The organism is Burkholderia sp. Ac-20384 (genome assembly GCF_017104605.1).
Lineage (GTDB): Bacteria > Pseudomonadota > Gammaproteobacteria > Burkholderiales > Burkholderiaceae > Burkholderia > Burkholderia lata.
On the sequence record NZ_JAAGPE010000108.1, the window covers coordinates 1 to 14,506 of the forward strand.

General features: G+C 67.8%; 12 protein-coding genes. All 12 read left to right on the top strand.

The features are described from left to right. The first annotated feature begins 9 nt into the window (after nucleotides 1-9). Nucleotides 10-510, top strand: a complete 501-nt coding sequence (gene fliO, locus G3O00_RS20790) for a flagellar biosynthetic protein FliO (protein WP_206144186.1) — start codon at nucleotides 10-12, stop codon at nucleotides 508-510. Nucleotides 511-546: 36 nt separating this feature from the next. Next, nucleotides 547-1,308: a flagellar type III secretion system pore protein FliP gene (gene fliP, locus G3O00_RS20795; RefSeq protein WP_174936289.1), complete on the top strand. Its 762-nt coding sequence runs from the start codon at nucleotides 547-549 to the stop codon at nucleotides 1,306-1,308. 19 nt (nucleotides 1,309-1,327) lie between these two features. Further along, entirely contained in the window at nucleotides 1,328-1,600 is a 273-nt protein-coding gene (gene fliQ, locus G3O00_RS20800) for a flagellar biosynthesis protein FliQ (RefSeq protein WP_011350463.1), read from the top strand. Nucleotides 1,601-1,623: 23 nt separating this feature from the next. Then, nucleotides 1,624-2,406, top strand: coding sequence for a flagellar biosynthetic protein FliR (fliR, locus tag G3O00_RS20805; RefSeq protein WP_206144170.1), 783 nt, complete (start codon nucleotides 1,624-1,626; stop codon nucleotides 2,404-2,406). A gap of 166 nt (nucleotides 2,407-2,572) precedes the next feature. Further along, a complete protein-coding gene (locus G3O00_RS20810) occupies nucleotides 2,573-3,577 on the top strand; it encodes an ABC transporter substrate-binding protein (RefSeq protein ID WP_174936291.1) in 1,005 nt (334 codons plus the stop codon). A gap of 122 nt (nucleotides 3,578-3,699) precedes the next feature. After that, nucleotides 3,700-4,497, top strand: coding sequence for an ABC transporter ATP-binding protein (locus G3O00_RS20815; RefSeq protein ID WP_011350460.1), 798 nt, complete (start codon nucleotides 3,700-3,702; stop codon nucleotides 4,495-4,497). 37 nt (nucleotides 4,498-4,534) lie between these two features. Further along, nucleotides 4,535-5,392: an ABC transporter permease gene (locus G3O00_RS20820; RefSeq protein ID WP_011350459.1), complete on the top strand. Its 858-nt coding sequence runs from the start codon at nucleotides 4,535-4,537 to the stop codon at nucleotides 5,390-5,392. 88 nt (nucleotides 5,393-5,480) lie between these two features. After that, nucleotides 5,481-6,848 (top strand): sensor histidine kinase, encoded by a 1,368-nt coding sequence (locus G3O00_RS20825; protein WP_206144187.1) that lies wholly within the window; start codon nucleotides 5,481-5,483, stop codon nucleotides 6,846-6,848. 12 nt (nucleotides 6,849-6,860) lie between these two features. Further along, nucleotides 6,861-7,538 carry a response regulator gene (locus G3O00_RS20830; RefSeq protein WP_069246727.1) on the top strand — a complete coding sequence of 226 codons (678 nt, stop codon included), beginning with the start codon at nucleotides 6,861-6,863 and terminating at the stop codon, nucleotides 7,536-7,538. A 281-nt stretch (nucleotides 7,539-7,819) separates the two neighbouring features. Continuing rightward, on the top strand, nucleotides 7,820-8,950 hold the full coding sequence (locus G3O00_RS20835; protein WP_041492704.1) for a porin: 1,131 nt from the start codon (nucleotides 7,820-7,822) through the stop codon (nucleotides 8,948-8,950). A gap of 337 nt (nucleotides 8,951-9,287) precedes the next feature. Then, entirely contained in the window at nucleotides 9,288-11,306 is a 2,019-nt protein-coding gene (locus tag G3O00_RS20840) for a site-specific DNA-methyltransferase (protein WP_206144171.1), read from the top strand. Beyond that, nucleotides 11,306-14,332: a DEAD/DEAH box helicase family protein gene (locus tag G3O00_RS20845; protein ID WP_206144172.1), complete on the top strand. Its 3,027-nt coding sequence runs from the start codon at nucleotides 11,306-11,308 to the stop codon at nucleotides 14,330-14,332. Before G3O00_RS20840 ends, G3O00_RS20845 begins: the two co-directional genes overlap by 1 nt. The last annotated feature ends 174 nt before the right edge of the window (nucleotides 14,333-14,506 follow it).

The window sequence follows — 14,506 nt, forward strand, 5'->3', positions numbered from 1 at the left end:
TCCGCCGCCATGGCGGCGTCGCTTGCCTGCACGCCGGCCGGCGCCGCCGACATGAACGCGGTGAACAACGCCGGCGCGATCGCATCGAGCGTGATGGTCGGCTCCGCCGCGCCGTCGCTCGGCATCGGCGCGGTGCTGCAGACGCTGGTCGGGCTCGCGGTCGTGATCGGTCTCGTGTTTGCGTGCGCGTGGCTCGCGCGCCGCTTCGGCTTCCAGCACGCGCGCCGCGGCGGCCCGCTGAAGGTCGTGTCGAGCGTCGCGGTCGGCGCGAAGGAAAGTGCGACGATCGTCGAGATCGGCGACACCTGGCTCGTGCTCGGCGTCGCGCCGGGCAACGTGCGATTGCTGCATACGCTGCCGGCCGGTTCGGCGGCGGCCCCGGTTTCCGCTGATTCGCCCGCCGGCGCCGCCCCGACCGACGGCGGCCTGCCCGGCACGTTCGGCTCGCGGTTTCGCGACGCGCTCGCGGGCGAAGCCGCGAAGCGCCTCGGTCGCGGCAAGGACCGCTGACATGGCGCCGCGCCCTCTTTCCGACCCCGCATTCCGATGAAACACGCATTCCTGCATCGCGCGGCGCGCTTCGCGCCCGTGCTGATCCTCTGCCTCGCCCCCGCGCTTGCGTTTGCGCAGGCGAACGGCCTGCCCGCGTTCAACGCGAGCCCGGGCCCGCACGGCGGCACCACGTATTCGCTGAGCGTGCAGACGATGCTGCTGCTCACGATGCTGTCGTTTCTGCCGGCGATGCTGCTGATGATGACGAGCTTCACGCGCATCATCATCGTGCTGTCGCTGCTGCGCCAGGCGCTCGGCACCTCGACGACGCCGCCGAACCAGGTGCTCGTCGGCCTCGCGATGTTCCTCACCTTCTTCGTGATGTCGCCGGTGCTCGACCGCGCGTACAACGACGGCTACAAGCCGTTCTCCGACGGCTCGATGCCGATGGAGCAGGCCGTGCAGCGCGGCGTCGCGCCGTTCAAGACCTTCATGCTGAAGCAGACCCGCGAGACCGATCTCGCGCTGTTCGCGAAGATCTCGAAGGCCGCGCCGATGCAGGGGCCCGAGGACGTGCCGCTGTCGCTGCTGGTGCCCGCGTTCGTCACGAGCGAGCTGAAGACCGGCTTCCAGATCGGCTTCACGGTGTTCATCCCGTTCCTGATCATCGACATGGTCGTCGCGAGCGTGCTGATGTCGATGGGGATGATGATGGTGTCGCCGTCCACCGTGTCGCTGCCGTTCAAGCTGATGCTGTTCGTGCTGGTCGACGGCTGGCAGCTGCTGATCGGCTCGCTCGCGCAGAGCTTTACGTAAGCCGCGGAGGAATCGCACGATGACGCCCGAACAAGTGATGACCCTGGCGCACCAGGCGATGATGGTCGGCCTGCTGCTGGCCGCCCCGCTGCTGCTGGTCGCGCTCGTGGTCGGCCTCGTCGTGAGCCTGTTCCAGGCCGCGACGCAGATCAACGAATCGACGCTGTCGTTCATCCCGAAGTTGCTCGCGGTCGCCGTGACGCTCGTGATCGCCGGCCCGTGGATGATGACGACGATGCTCGACTACCTGCGGCAGACGCTGCTGCACGTCGCGACGCTCGGCGTCGGCTGAGCCGCGCACACCACCCGGCGGCGATGTTCTCGGTTACCTACGAACAGCTCAACGGCTGGCTCACGGCATTCCTGTGGCCGTTCGTGCGGATGCTCGCGCTCGTCGCGACCGCGCCCGTCGTGGGCCACGCGGCGGTGCCCGTGCGCGTGAAGATCGGCCTCGCCGCGTTCATGGCGCTGGTCGTCGCGCCCACGCTCGGCGCGATGCCGGACGTCACCGTGTTCTCCGCGCAAGGCATCTGGATCCTCGTCACGCAGTTCCTGATCGGTGCCGCGATGGGCTTCACGATGCAGATCGTGTTCGCGGCGGTCGAGGCGGCCGGCGACTTCATCGGGCTGTCGATGGGGCTCGGCTTCGCCACCTTCTTCGATCCGCACACGAGCGGCGCGACGCCCGTGATGGGCCGCTTCCTGAACGCGGTCGCGATGCTCGCGTTCCTCGCGGTGGATGGGCACCTGCAGGTGTTCGCCGCGCTCGCCGCGTCGTTCCAGTCGCTGCCGGTGTCGGCCGACCTGCTGCACGCGCCCGGCTGGCGCACGCTCGCCGGGTTCGGCACGACGGTGTTCGAGATGGGGCTGCTGCTCGCGTTGCCGGTGGTCGCGGCGCTCCTGATCGCGAACCTCGCGCTCGGCATCCTGAACCGCGCGGCGCCGCAGATCGGCGTGTTCCAGATCGGCTTTCCCGTCACGATGCTCGTCGGGCTGTTGCTCGTGCAACTGATGATCCCGAACCTCGTGCCGTTCGTGGCGCACCTGTTCGACATGGGGCTCGACGCGATGGGCCGCGTGCTGATCGGCTGGCACTGAGCGCCTCTGGCCCCCGTTTCCCGCCTGTTCCGCCCCTCCGTTGCTGGAAAACCCCTAAAGGAATCGCCCGCCCGCGAAAGGTAGCGGAAGGTTTCGCCTCCCTATACTCGTCGTGACGATGCAGCAAGCATCGCGCCACACGAATACAACGAACGGAGACGACCCGATGCGACCCATCCTGCGCACCCTCGCCGTTGCAGCCAGCCTGAGCTGCGCGCTTGCCGCTCACCCCGCTTTCGCCGACGACGGCGGCAAGATCACGATCATGGTCGGCGGGATCGCGAAGCTCATCTACCTGCCCGCGCGGCTCACGCAGGAACTCGGCTACTTCAAGGCCGAAGGGCTCGACGTCGAGCTGCTGTCGCAGCCCGCCGGCGTCGACGCGGAGAACGAGCTGCTCGCGGGCGCCGTGCAGGGCGTCGTGGGCTTCTACGACCACACGATCGACCTGCAGAGCAAGGGCAAGGACGTGAAGGCGATCGCCGTGTTCGGCCAGGTGCCGGGCGAAGTCGAGATGGTGTCGACCAAGGCCGCGCCGACCTTCAAGTCGATGGCCGACTCGAAGGGCAAGACGCTCGGCGTGACCGGCCTCGGCTCGTCGACCAGCTTCCTCACGCAATACCTCGCGCTCCAGCACGGCGTGGCGTCGACGCAGTACACGATGCTGCCGGTCGGCGCCGACGCGAGCTTCATCGCCGCGATCAAGCAGGGCCGCATCGATGCCGGGATGACGACCGAGCCGACCGTGTCCGCGCTCGAGAAGATGGGCGACGCGAAGGTGCTGGTCGACATGCGCACCGTCGACGGCACGCGCGCGGCGCTCGGCGGCACCTACCCGGCCGCGAGCCTGTACGTGCAGTCGGCGTGGGCCGATTCGCACAAGGATCAGGCGGTCAAGCTGGCACACGCGTTCGCGAAGACGATGCAGTTCATCCACACGCACAGCGCCGACGAGATCGCCGCGAAGATGCCGGCCGACTACCAGAAGGACAAGGCGCTGTACGTGAGCGCGCTGAAGGCGTCGCTGCCGATGTACACGGCCGACGCCAAGATGCCGGCCGACGGCCCGGCCACCGTGCTGAAGGTGCTGTCGGCGTTCAACCCGTCGGTGAAGGGCAAGCATATCGACCTGGCGCGCACCTTCACGAACGATTTCGTGAACGCGAAGTAAGCGAACCCGGTAGCGGCGCCGGCGGCGGCGATCCCGCCGCCGTGCGTGCCCCGTCCCGGCCCGGTTGACCGGCCCGGCGTCGCCACGATGCGACGCCCTCCTCACCCGCAGGACAAAGAGCGATGAACCAGGCAGTCTCCCCGAGCACACCGGCGATCGAGTTTCGCAACGTGTCGTGCCGCTTCATTTCGCCGGAAGGCAAGGCCACCGTCGCGCTGCGCGACTTCAGCATGAGCGTCGCGCGTGGCGAGTTCATCGCGATCGTCGGGCCGACCGGCTGCGGCAAGTCGACCACGCTGAACCTGATCACCGGGCTGCTCAAGCCCGTGTCGGGCGAGGTGCGCGTGATGGGCCGCCCGGTCGACGGGATCGATCCGCGGATCGGCTTCGTGTTCCAGGCCGACGCCGTGTTCCCGTGGCGCAACGTGATCGACAACGTCGCGGCGGGCCCGCTGTTCCGCGGCCGCTCGAAGGACGTCGCGTACGCGCAGGCCGAGGAGTGGATCCGCAAGGTCGGCCTCGACAAGTTCACGAAGCACTACCCGCACCAGCTTTCCGGCGGGATGCGGAAGCGCGTCGCACTGGCGCAGACCTTCATCAACCAGCCGGAAATCCTGCTGATGGACGAGCCGTTCTCCGCACTCGACATGCAGACGCGCACGCTGATGCAGGACGAGCTGCTGCAGCTCTGGTCCGCGAACAAGGGCTCGGTGGTGTTCGTCACGCACGATCTGGAGGAAGCGATCGCGCTGGCCGACCGCGTGTTCGTGCTGACCGCGCGCCCCGCGACCCTCAAGCGCGTGTACGAGATCGACCTGCCGCGCCCGCGCGTCACGTCGGAGATCCGCTACGACACGCGCTTCATCGAAATTTCCAAGGACATCTGGCACGACCTGCGCGAAGAAGTGCAGATCGGCTGACGCATACGCTCAAGGCAAGGACCGCAAGGACAGGAGCATGACCGACATGACGCTTCCCCCCACCGCCATTCCGGCAACGACGCTCGAGGACGACGAGCGCGCCGCGCAACGCCGGCTGCGCCGCCGGCGCAACCTGATCGTCACGCTGCGGATCGCCGTGCTGGTGATCGTGCTCGGCGGGTGGGAACTCGCCGCACGCCTCAAGTGGATCGATCCGTTCTTCTTCTCGATGCCGTCGCTGATCTTCGACCAGATCCAGGACTGGTTCGTGAACGGCACGTCGCAGGGCCCGCTGCTCACGCAGGTGTGGGTCACGCTCGAGGAAACCGGCATCGGCTTCGTGATCGGCTCGGTCGCCGGCGTGATCTGCGGGATCGTGCTCGGCCGCAACAAGCTGATGGCCGACGTGTTCGGCCTGTACATCCAGATCGCGAACTCCATTCCGCGCGTCGTGCTTGGCTCGATCTTCGTGATCGCGCTGGGCCTCGGGATGGCGTCGAAGATCGCGCTGGCCGTCGTGATGGTGTTCTTCGTCGTGTTCGGCAACGCGTTCCAGGGCGTGCGCGAAGCCGACCGCTACCTGATCGCGAACGCGCAGATCCTCGGCGCATCGCGCCGGCAGATCACCACGGCGGTCGTGATCCCGTCCGCGCTGAGCTGGATTCTCGCCAGCCTGCATGTGAGCTTCGGCTTCGCGCTGGTCGGTGCGGTCGTCGGCGAATTCCTGGGTTCCAAGCAGGGCATCGGTTTGCTAATCTCCACCGCCCAGGGCGCGTTCAACGCGAGCGGCGTGTTCGCGGCGATGATCGTGCTGGCGGTGGTCGCGCTGGCCGCCGACTACCTGCTGACGTGGCTCGAGAAGCGGCTGCTGAAGTGGCGCCCCGCGGCGTTCTGAACGCCGCAGACGGACGCCTGACATGACACTCCCGACCGCGCCGGCGCTCCCGGCGCGGTTCGGCATTTCGGAGAAGGAGCGCAACAGGATGGCGCACAGCCTGCGCGGACGGTTGCTGTGGTGGCTGCTGCTGCCGCTCGCGGTGTTCGTGCTGATCGCCGGCGCGATGTCGTACGACACCGCGCGGACCACGGCCGCGCTCGTGCAGGACAGCGCGCTCGTCGCGTCGGCGCGCACGATCGGCGAGGACATCGAATGGCGCAACGGGCTGCCGGTGGCCGACGTGCCGCCGGCCGCGCTGGAGATCTTCGAATCGCCGTCGCGCGATTCGGTGTTCTACAAGGTGATCGACGGCCACGACCGCCTGCTCGCGGGCACGCCGGCGCTGGACTTGCCCGCGCGGCACGGCATCGAGCCGACGCTGTACGACACGTCGCTCGACGGCGTACCGTTGCGCGCGGTGGCCTACGATCGGCAGCTTTACGACGAGGGGAACGTCGAGACAGTCACGGTGGTCGTCGCGAAGACGACGCGCTCGCACCAGGCAATGGTCGCCACGATCTGGCGGCCGCAGCTCGTGCGCCTGTCGCTGATGCTGATGCTCGCGATGGGGCTCGTGTACCTCGGCCTCACCTTCGAGATGCGCCCGCTGATGAAGCTGAAGGACGACGTGGCCGACCGCGGGCCGATGGAGCTGGAGCCGATCCGCCCCGAGCGGCTGCAGAACGAGCTGCGGCCGATCGTCGACGCGATCAACCAGTGCATCGCGCGGCTCAACACGCACACGACCACGCAGCGCCGCTTCATCGCGGACGCCGCGCACCAGTTGCGCACGCCGATCGCGGTGCTCGACACGCAGATCCAGTACGCGCAGCGGCGTGGGCACGACGATCCGGAGCTCGCAGCGGTGCTCGACAGCATGCAGCGCAGCAGCCGCAAGATGGCCGACGTGACCGACAAGCTGCTGCTGCTCGCGCATGCGGAAGCGACACCGTCGACGCTGCTGACTCATCGCGTCGATCTCGCGGCCGTGGTGTCGAGCGTGCTGGAGGAAACGATCGTGCTCGCGCAGCGGCGCGACATCGACCTCGGCGCCGATCTCGGCGAGCGGCTCGACGTCGCGGGCAGCGACAGCCTGCTGACCGCGCTGGTGATGAACCTCGTCGACAACGCGGTGCGCTACACGCAGCCGGGCGGCTGCGTGACGGTCTGCGCCCGCCGCGACGGCGACGCGATCGTGCTCGACGTGGTCGACAACGGCCCCGGCATCCCGGCCGAAGCGCGGCCGCACGTGTTCAAGCGGTTCTACCGCGTGTCGGCCGACACCGAGGGCTCGGGCCTCGGGCTCGCGATCGTCCGCGAGATCGCGCAAGCGCACGGCGGCAGCGCGTCGCTCGCGCCGGGGGCCAGCAATCGCGGTATCGTCGTGACCGTGCGGCTGCCCGCATACGATTGAAGAGATGTCGCCATGAAACTCCTGCTGGTCGAAGACAACGCCGAACTCGCGCACTGGATCGTGAACCTGCTGCGCGGCGAGGATTTCGCGGTCGACGCCGTCGGCGACGGCGAACGCGCCGACACGGTGCTGAAGACCGAACGCTACGACGCGGTGCTGCTCGACATGCGCCTGCCCGGCATCAGCGGCAAGGAGGTGCTTGCGCGGCTGCGGCGCCGCAACGACAACGTGCCGGTGCTGATGCTGACCGCGCACGGCTCGGTCGACGACAAGGTCGACTGCTTCGGCGCGGGCGCCGACGATTACGTGGTGAAGCCGTTCGAATCGCGCGAGCTGGTCGCCCGGATTCGTGCGCTGATCCGCCGGCAGGCCGGCGTCGGCACGACGCAGCTCGTGTGCGGCGATCTCGTCTACGCGTTCGGCACGCGCGAATTCCGCTGCGGCGAAACGGTGCTCGCGCTGCGCCGCCGCGAGCACGCGATCCTCGAAACGCTGATGCTGCAGCAGAACAAGACGGTGTCGAAGGCGCGGCTGATGGACAGCGTGTTCGCGCTCGACGACGAGCCGAGCGCCGACGCGATCGACATCTACATCCACCGGCTGCGCAAGCATCTCGCGGGCAGCACGGCCGAGATCATCACGCTGCGCGGGCTCGGTTACATCCTGCGCATGAAGAGCACGCAGGACTGACGGGCGCCTTTGCGAGCCCTGATTATCGATTCGTAGCACGAAACGTCATCGACGCATGCCGGCGCCCCCGGCTTGCCGGCTTCCGCACGCCTGCCCGATCCGTGATTGTTGCGCGTTCGGTGTTTTCACCGATCCGATTCTTGCGTCCGGGAAAGCGTCGTGAAGGATTGCACCCTCTACGATGCTACGCGTCGGCCCTCTCGCTGTGGCCGGCAAGAGTCGGCATACATTACGTACTGCCAACGACCAGATTTCAATGCGGCAGCTCGGAGGAGACGATCTTGAAACGAAAAACCCTTGCCCTTTCCATCGCGGCGGCTGGCCTGTGCGCCGGCACCCAGGCGCATGCGCAGTCGAGCGTGCAGCTCTACGGCCTGATGGACCTGAGCTTTCCGACCTACCGGACCCACGCCGACGCGAACGGCAATCACGTGATCGGCATGGGCAACGAAGGTGAGCCGTGGTTCAGCGGCAGCCGCTGGGGCCTGCGCGGCGCCGAAGACATCGGCGGCGGCACGAAGGTCATCTTCCGCCTCGAAAGCGAATACGTGGTCGCGAACGGCCAGATGGAAGACAACGGCCAGATCTTCGACCGCGATGCGTGGGTCGGCATCGAGGACGAGCGCTTCGGCAAGCTGACGGCCGGCTTCCAGAACACGATCGCGCGCGACGCGGCCGCGATCTACGGCGACCCGTACGGCTCCGCGAAGCTGTCGACCGAGGAAGGCGGCTGGACTAACTCGAACAACTTCAAGCAGATGATCTTCTACGCGGCCAGCCCGACCGGCACGCGCTACAACAACGGCATCGCGTGGAAGAAGCTGTTCAGCAACGGCATCTTCGCGAGCGCCGGCTACCAGTTCAGCAACTCGACCGCATTCGCGACCGGCTCCGCGTACCAGGTCGCGCTCGGCTACAACGGCGGGCCGTTCAACGTGTCGGGCTTCTACAACCACGTGAACAACGGCGGCTTCACGAACCAGACGTTCTCGGTCGGCGGCAACTACACGTTCAGCATCGTGCGCCTGAATGCCGGCTACTTCCGCTACAACGGCGACCAGGGCTCGCTCGGCCAGCGCCACGACGATTCGTGGACGGTGTCGGTGAAGGTGGCGCCGCCCGGTGCGCTCGACTACGAGCTCGGCTACCAGCAGATGCGCGTCAAGAACGCCGCGAACAACGCCGACGGCTTCACGCCGAACGCGAACCTCGGCGCGTTCAGCCTGACCAACGGCGTCGCCAACGGCTTCAAGGAAACGATCTACGGGTCGGTGTTCTATCACCTGAGCAAGCGCACCGAGGTGTACCTCGCCGGCGACTACATGAAGCTGCACGGCGGCTACACGGTGTCGTCGACGTTCGGCGCGAAGAACCAGCTCGAGCTGACGTCGGGCATCCGCACGCGTTTCTGACCTGAATCGGGGCCCGACTGGCCCCGTCGCACCCTCCATCCGGGATTCTCCATGCGGGCACGCCGGCGCTTGGCGCCGACCGTGCCCTTTTTTTCGTCCTTTCCCGCGTGCCGCCGGGGACGCCCGCCAGGCGGCCGCCGGCCGACCCTGCGACAACCGGCTCGAAGCCGCTTGCGCCCCGTCCGGCGGGCAATCGCGGCCGATGTCCGCACGATCGCCCCACATCGGCGCTTGACCTCGGCCGGGTGACTCGATAGCGTTTCGGGTTTGCCCGGGCGGCCATTGCCGCCGGTGCTGCGAGCGCGCCCGATGTCCTGGCGCGCGCGGCCGGGCTCCGATGGAAAAGACGATGCAGAAACTCGATGCGGCAAGCCCGCAGGCGATGTCGACCGATTTCACCGCCGACAACGTCGCGCGCCTGAAGGCGCTGTTCCCCGAACTCGTGACCGAAGGCCCCGGCGGCGCGTCGGTCGACGTCGACGTGCTGAAGGCGCTGATCGGCGAACGCACGGTCGGCGACGCCGACGAGCGCTACGGCTTCCACTGGCATGGCAAGCGCAGCGCGCGCCAGGCCGCGCTCACGCCGTCGACGGGCACGCTGCGACCCTGCCCCGACGACAGCGTCGCGTGGGACGACACGCGCCATCTCGTGATCGAGGGCGACAACCTCGACGTGATGAAGCTGCTGCACAAGAGTTACGCAGGCAAGGTGAAGCTCGTCTACATCGACCCGCCGTACAACACCGGCAGCGATTTCGTCTATCCGGACGACTTCAGCGACAGCATCCGCCACTACCTGGCGATGACCGGGCAGACCCAGGGCGGCGTGAAGCGCAGCACCAACACCGAGGCGAACGGCCGGTTCCACACCGACTGGCTGAACATGATGTATCCGCGCCTGAAGCTCGCGCACGCGCTGCTGTCCGACGAAGGGCTGATCGCCGTGCACATCGACGAGCATGAAGTGCACGCGCTCGTGCTGATGCTGCGCGAGATCTTCGGCGAGGAGAACGAGCTCGGCGTCGCAGTGTGGGACAAGCGCAACCCGAAGGGCGACGCGCGCGGCGTCGCGTACCAGCACGAATCGCTGGTGCTGTTCGCGCGCAACGCCGAGACGCTGCTCGAACAGGCGCCGCTCAAGCGCCCGAAGCGCAATGCGCAGCGCATGCTCGACGCCGCGCACGACGCCGTGTACCGCAGCGGCAACGCAAAGGATGCGCAGAAGGCGTACCGCGCGTGGATGAAGGCGCAGACCAACCTGTCCGGCGGCGAGGTGATGTACGACCGGCTGTCGGAAGAAGGCCGCGTGTACCGCCTCGTGTCGATGGCCTGGCCGAACAAGAAGAAGGCGCCGGAAGAGTATTTCACGCCGCTGATCCACCCGGTCACCGGCAAGCCGTGCGCGATGCCGGCGCGCGGCTGGCGCAACCCGCCCGCGACGATGCAGGCGCTGATCGAGCGCGGCCAGATCGAATTCGGCGCGGATGAAAGCACGCAGCCGCAGCGGATCTACTACCTCGACGAGAACATGTACGAGAACGTGCCGTCGGTGCTGCCGTTCGCCGGCTCCGACGACGCGCTGCTGAAGACGCTCGGCATCCCGTTCGACCTGCCGAAGCCGGTCGATTTCGCGGCCGCCGTGATCGGCTGGTGTACGCGCGGCGACGACATCGTGCTCGACTGCTTCGCGGGCTCCGGCTCGACCGGCCACGCGGTGATGCAGGTGAACGCGACCGACGGCGGCGCGCGCCGCTACGTGCTCGTGCAGTTGCCCGAAGCGCTCGACCGCCGCGACAAGACGCAGCAGAGCGCGGCCGATTTCTGCACGAAGCTGAAGAAGCCGCTGACGCTCGCCGAAATCACGAAGGAACGCCTGCGCCGCGCCGCGCAGCAGGTCGCGCGCGACTACCCGGAAAGCTATGGCGACCTCGGCTTCCGCGTGTACCGGCTCGACACGACCAACGTGATCGAGTGGGACCCGCGCCGCGACGATTTCGACCACGCGCTGTTCGCGTCCGTCGAACACGTGAAGACCGGCCGCACCGAGGACGACCTGCTTGCCGAGCTGACGCTGAAGCTCGGCCTCGACCTGTGCACGCCGGTCGAGCATCACCAGGTGGCGGGCAAGACCGTGCACCTGATCGGCCGCTCGATCGTCGCGTGCTTCGATGCGCGCATCGCGCGCGACGATGCGGGGCCGCTGGCCGACGGCATCGTCGACCTGCTCGATGCGACCGGCACGACGCACGACGTCACGTGCCTGTTCCGCGACAGCGGCTTCGTCGACGACGTCGCGAAGCTCAATCTCGCCGCGCTGCTCGAACAGCACGGCGTGAAGCGCGTGCGGAGCCTGTGATGCGGCTGCATTTCGAAGCGGATCTCGACTACCAGCGCGAGGCGATCGACGCCGTCTGCGACCTGTTTCGCGGCCAGGAATCGTATCGCGGCGACTTCAGCGTGCTCGCGAACGCCGCGCCCGGCACAACGGCCGCCGCGCAAGGCTCGCTCGGCTTCGCGGTGTCGGAACAGGGCGTGGGCAACCGGCTGTCGCTGACCGACGACGCGCTCACGCGCAATCTCGCCGACGTGCAGCTGCGCGGCGGGCTGCCGCCGTCCGGCCTGCCCGGCTCGCGCGACTTCACCGTCGAGATGGAAACCGGCACCGGCAAGACCTACGTGTACCTGCGCACGATCTTCGAGCTGAACCGCCGCTACGGCTTCACGAAGTTCGTGATCGTCGTGCCGTCGATCGCGATCAAGGAAGGCGTGCACAAGACGCTCGCGATCACCGAGGATCACTTTCGCGCGCTGTACGCGGGCGTGCCGTACGACTACTTCCTGTACGACTCCGCGAAGCTCGGCCAGGTGCGCCACTTCGCGGCGAGCGCGGCGATCCAGATCATGGTGATGACCGTTGCCGCGATCAACAAGAAGGAAATCAACAACCTCTACAAGGACAGCGAGAAGACCGGCGGCGAGAAGCCGATCGACCTGATCCGCGCGACGCGGCCGATCGTGATCGTCGACGAGCCGCAAAGCGTCGACGGCGGGCTCGAAGGCCGTGGCCGCGAAGCGCTCGCCGCGATGGCGCCGCTCTGCACGCTGCGCTATTCGGCCACGCACGTCGACCGCCACCACATGGTGTACCGGCTCGACGCGGTCGACGCGTACGAGCGCAAGCTCGTCAAGCAGATCGAGATCGCGTCGGCGATCGTCGAAGATGCGCACAACAAGCCGTACGTGCGGCTCGTCGGCGTGTCGAACCGGCGCGGCGCGATCAGCGCGCGCGTCGAGCTCGACGTCGCGACGACGGCCGGCGTGAAGCGCCAGATCGTGACGGCCACCGACGGCGACGATCTCGAACGCCTGACCAAGCGTGCGCTGTACGCGGGGCTGCGGATCGGCGAAGTCCATGCGGCGAAGGGTGCGGAATACGTCGAGCTGCGCCATCCGGAAGGCGAGGCATTCCTGTCGCTCGGCGAGGCATTCGGCGACATCGACACGCTCGCCGTGCAGCGCGAGATGATCCGCCGCACGATCCGCGAGCATCTGGACAAGGAGCTGCGCCTGGCCGAACGCGGCGTGAAGGTGCTGTCGCTGTTCTTCGTCGATTCGGTCGAGCGCTATCGCCAGTACGACGAGAACGGCATGCCCGTGAAGGGCGACTACGCGCTGATCTTCGAAGAGGAATATGCGCGTGCGGCACGTGTGCCGGCCTACCGTGCGCTGTTCGACGGTGTCGACGTCGCGCTCGAAGTCGGGCGCGCGCACAACGGCTACTTCTCGATCGACCGCAAGGGCGGCTGGACCGACACGAGCGAAAGCAGCGCCGCGGCCCGAGAGAACGCGGAGCGTGCGTACGGCCTGATCATGCGCGAGAAGGAAGCGTTGCTGTCGTTCGACACGCCGCTGAAGTTCATCTTCTCGCACTCGGCGCTGAAGGAAGGCTGGGACAACCCGAACGTGTTCCAGATCTGCACGCTGCGCGACATCCAGACCGAACGCGAGCGCCGCCAGACGCTCGGCCGCGGGCTGCGCCTCGCCGTCGACCAGGACGGCGAACGCGTGCGCGATGCGGGCGTGAACACGCTCACCGTGATCGCGACCGAGCGCTACGAGTCGTTCGCGGAGAACCTGCAGAAGGAAATCGAGGCCGATACGGGCATCCGGTTCGGGATCGTCGAGGAACACCAGTTCGCGGCGCTGCCCGTGCAGGAAGGCGACGGGCCCGCGCATGCGCTCGGCGTCGAGCTGTCGCGGGTGCTGTGGAACCACCTGCACGAGCAAGGCTACGTCGACGCGCAGGGCAAGGTGCTCGACCGGCTGAAGGATGCGCTGCGCCAGAGCGCACTGGTGCTGCCGGATGCTTTCGAGATGCTGCGCGCGCCGATCGTCGCGACACTGCGCAAGCTGTCGGGCCGCTTTGCCGTGCGCAACGCGGACGAGCGCCGTGCGATCGCGCTGCGGCGCGATGCGTCGGGCAAGGCCGTCGTGTTCGGCGAGGATTTCCGCGCGCTGTGGGACCGCATCCGCCATCGCACCGTGTACCGCGTCGAGTTCGACAACGCGAAGCTCGTGCGCGACTGCGCGGCCGCGCTGCACGCCGCGCCGGACATCGCGCGCGCACGGCTGCAGTGGCGCAAGGCCGAGATCGACATCGGCAAGGCCGGCATCGAGGCGATCGAGGTGGCCGGCGCCGGCACGGTGCTGCTCGACGAAGGCGAGCTGCCGCTGCCCGACCTGCTCACCGAGCTGCAGGACCGCACGCAGCTCACGCGCCGTTCGCTCGCGACGATCCTGGCCGACAGCGGCCGGCTCGAGGATTTCCGCGTGAATCCGCAGCAGTTCATCGCGGTCGCAGCCGATGCGATCAACCGCTGCAAGCGGCTCGCGCTCGTCGCGGGCATTGCGTACCGCAAGCTCGGCGAGCGCCATGTGCATGCGCTCGAATCGTTCGAGAGCGAGGCGCTGACCGGCTATCTGCGCAACCTGCGGCCCGATGCGCAGAAGTCGATCCACGAGGCGGTCGTGTGCGAGACGGACGCGGAACGCGCGTTCGCCGATGCGCTCGAGGCGCACGACGGCGTGAAGCTGTACGCGAAGCTGCCCGCGTGGTTCCGCGTGCAGACGCCGCTCGGCAGCTATCACCCGGACTGGGCCGTGCTCGCGGAACAGGACGGCGGCGAACGGCTGTACTTCGTCGTCGATACGCCGAATGCGGATGGCAACGTGCCGAGCGAGCACGAGCGTGCGAAGCTCGCGTGCGGCGAAGCGCATTTCCGCGCGCTGGTGGAAGGCGACGGCGCGGCGCGCTTCGTGCGCGTCAGGCAGGCGGACGCGTTGTTCGAACCTGCGGTGCCGCTGGCGGGCGCCGGGCGATAAGACGAAGGGCGGCGATGAGCCGCCCTTTTTATCGCCCTTTTTCGACGCCGCCGGGCGCGCTTGCGATGCGCGCGCTTCGCACGATTTCCTGCCTGTTAACCGCGTGTAAGCGATCCGTATTCGCGCCCGTTCGCGGCGCGGTTACCGCTGGTTGCAAATCGGGTCGGCACGATG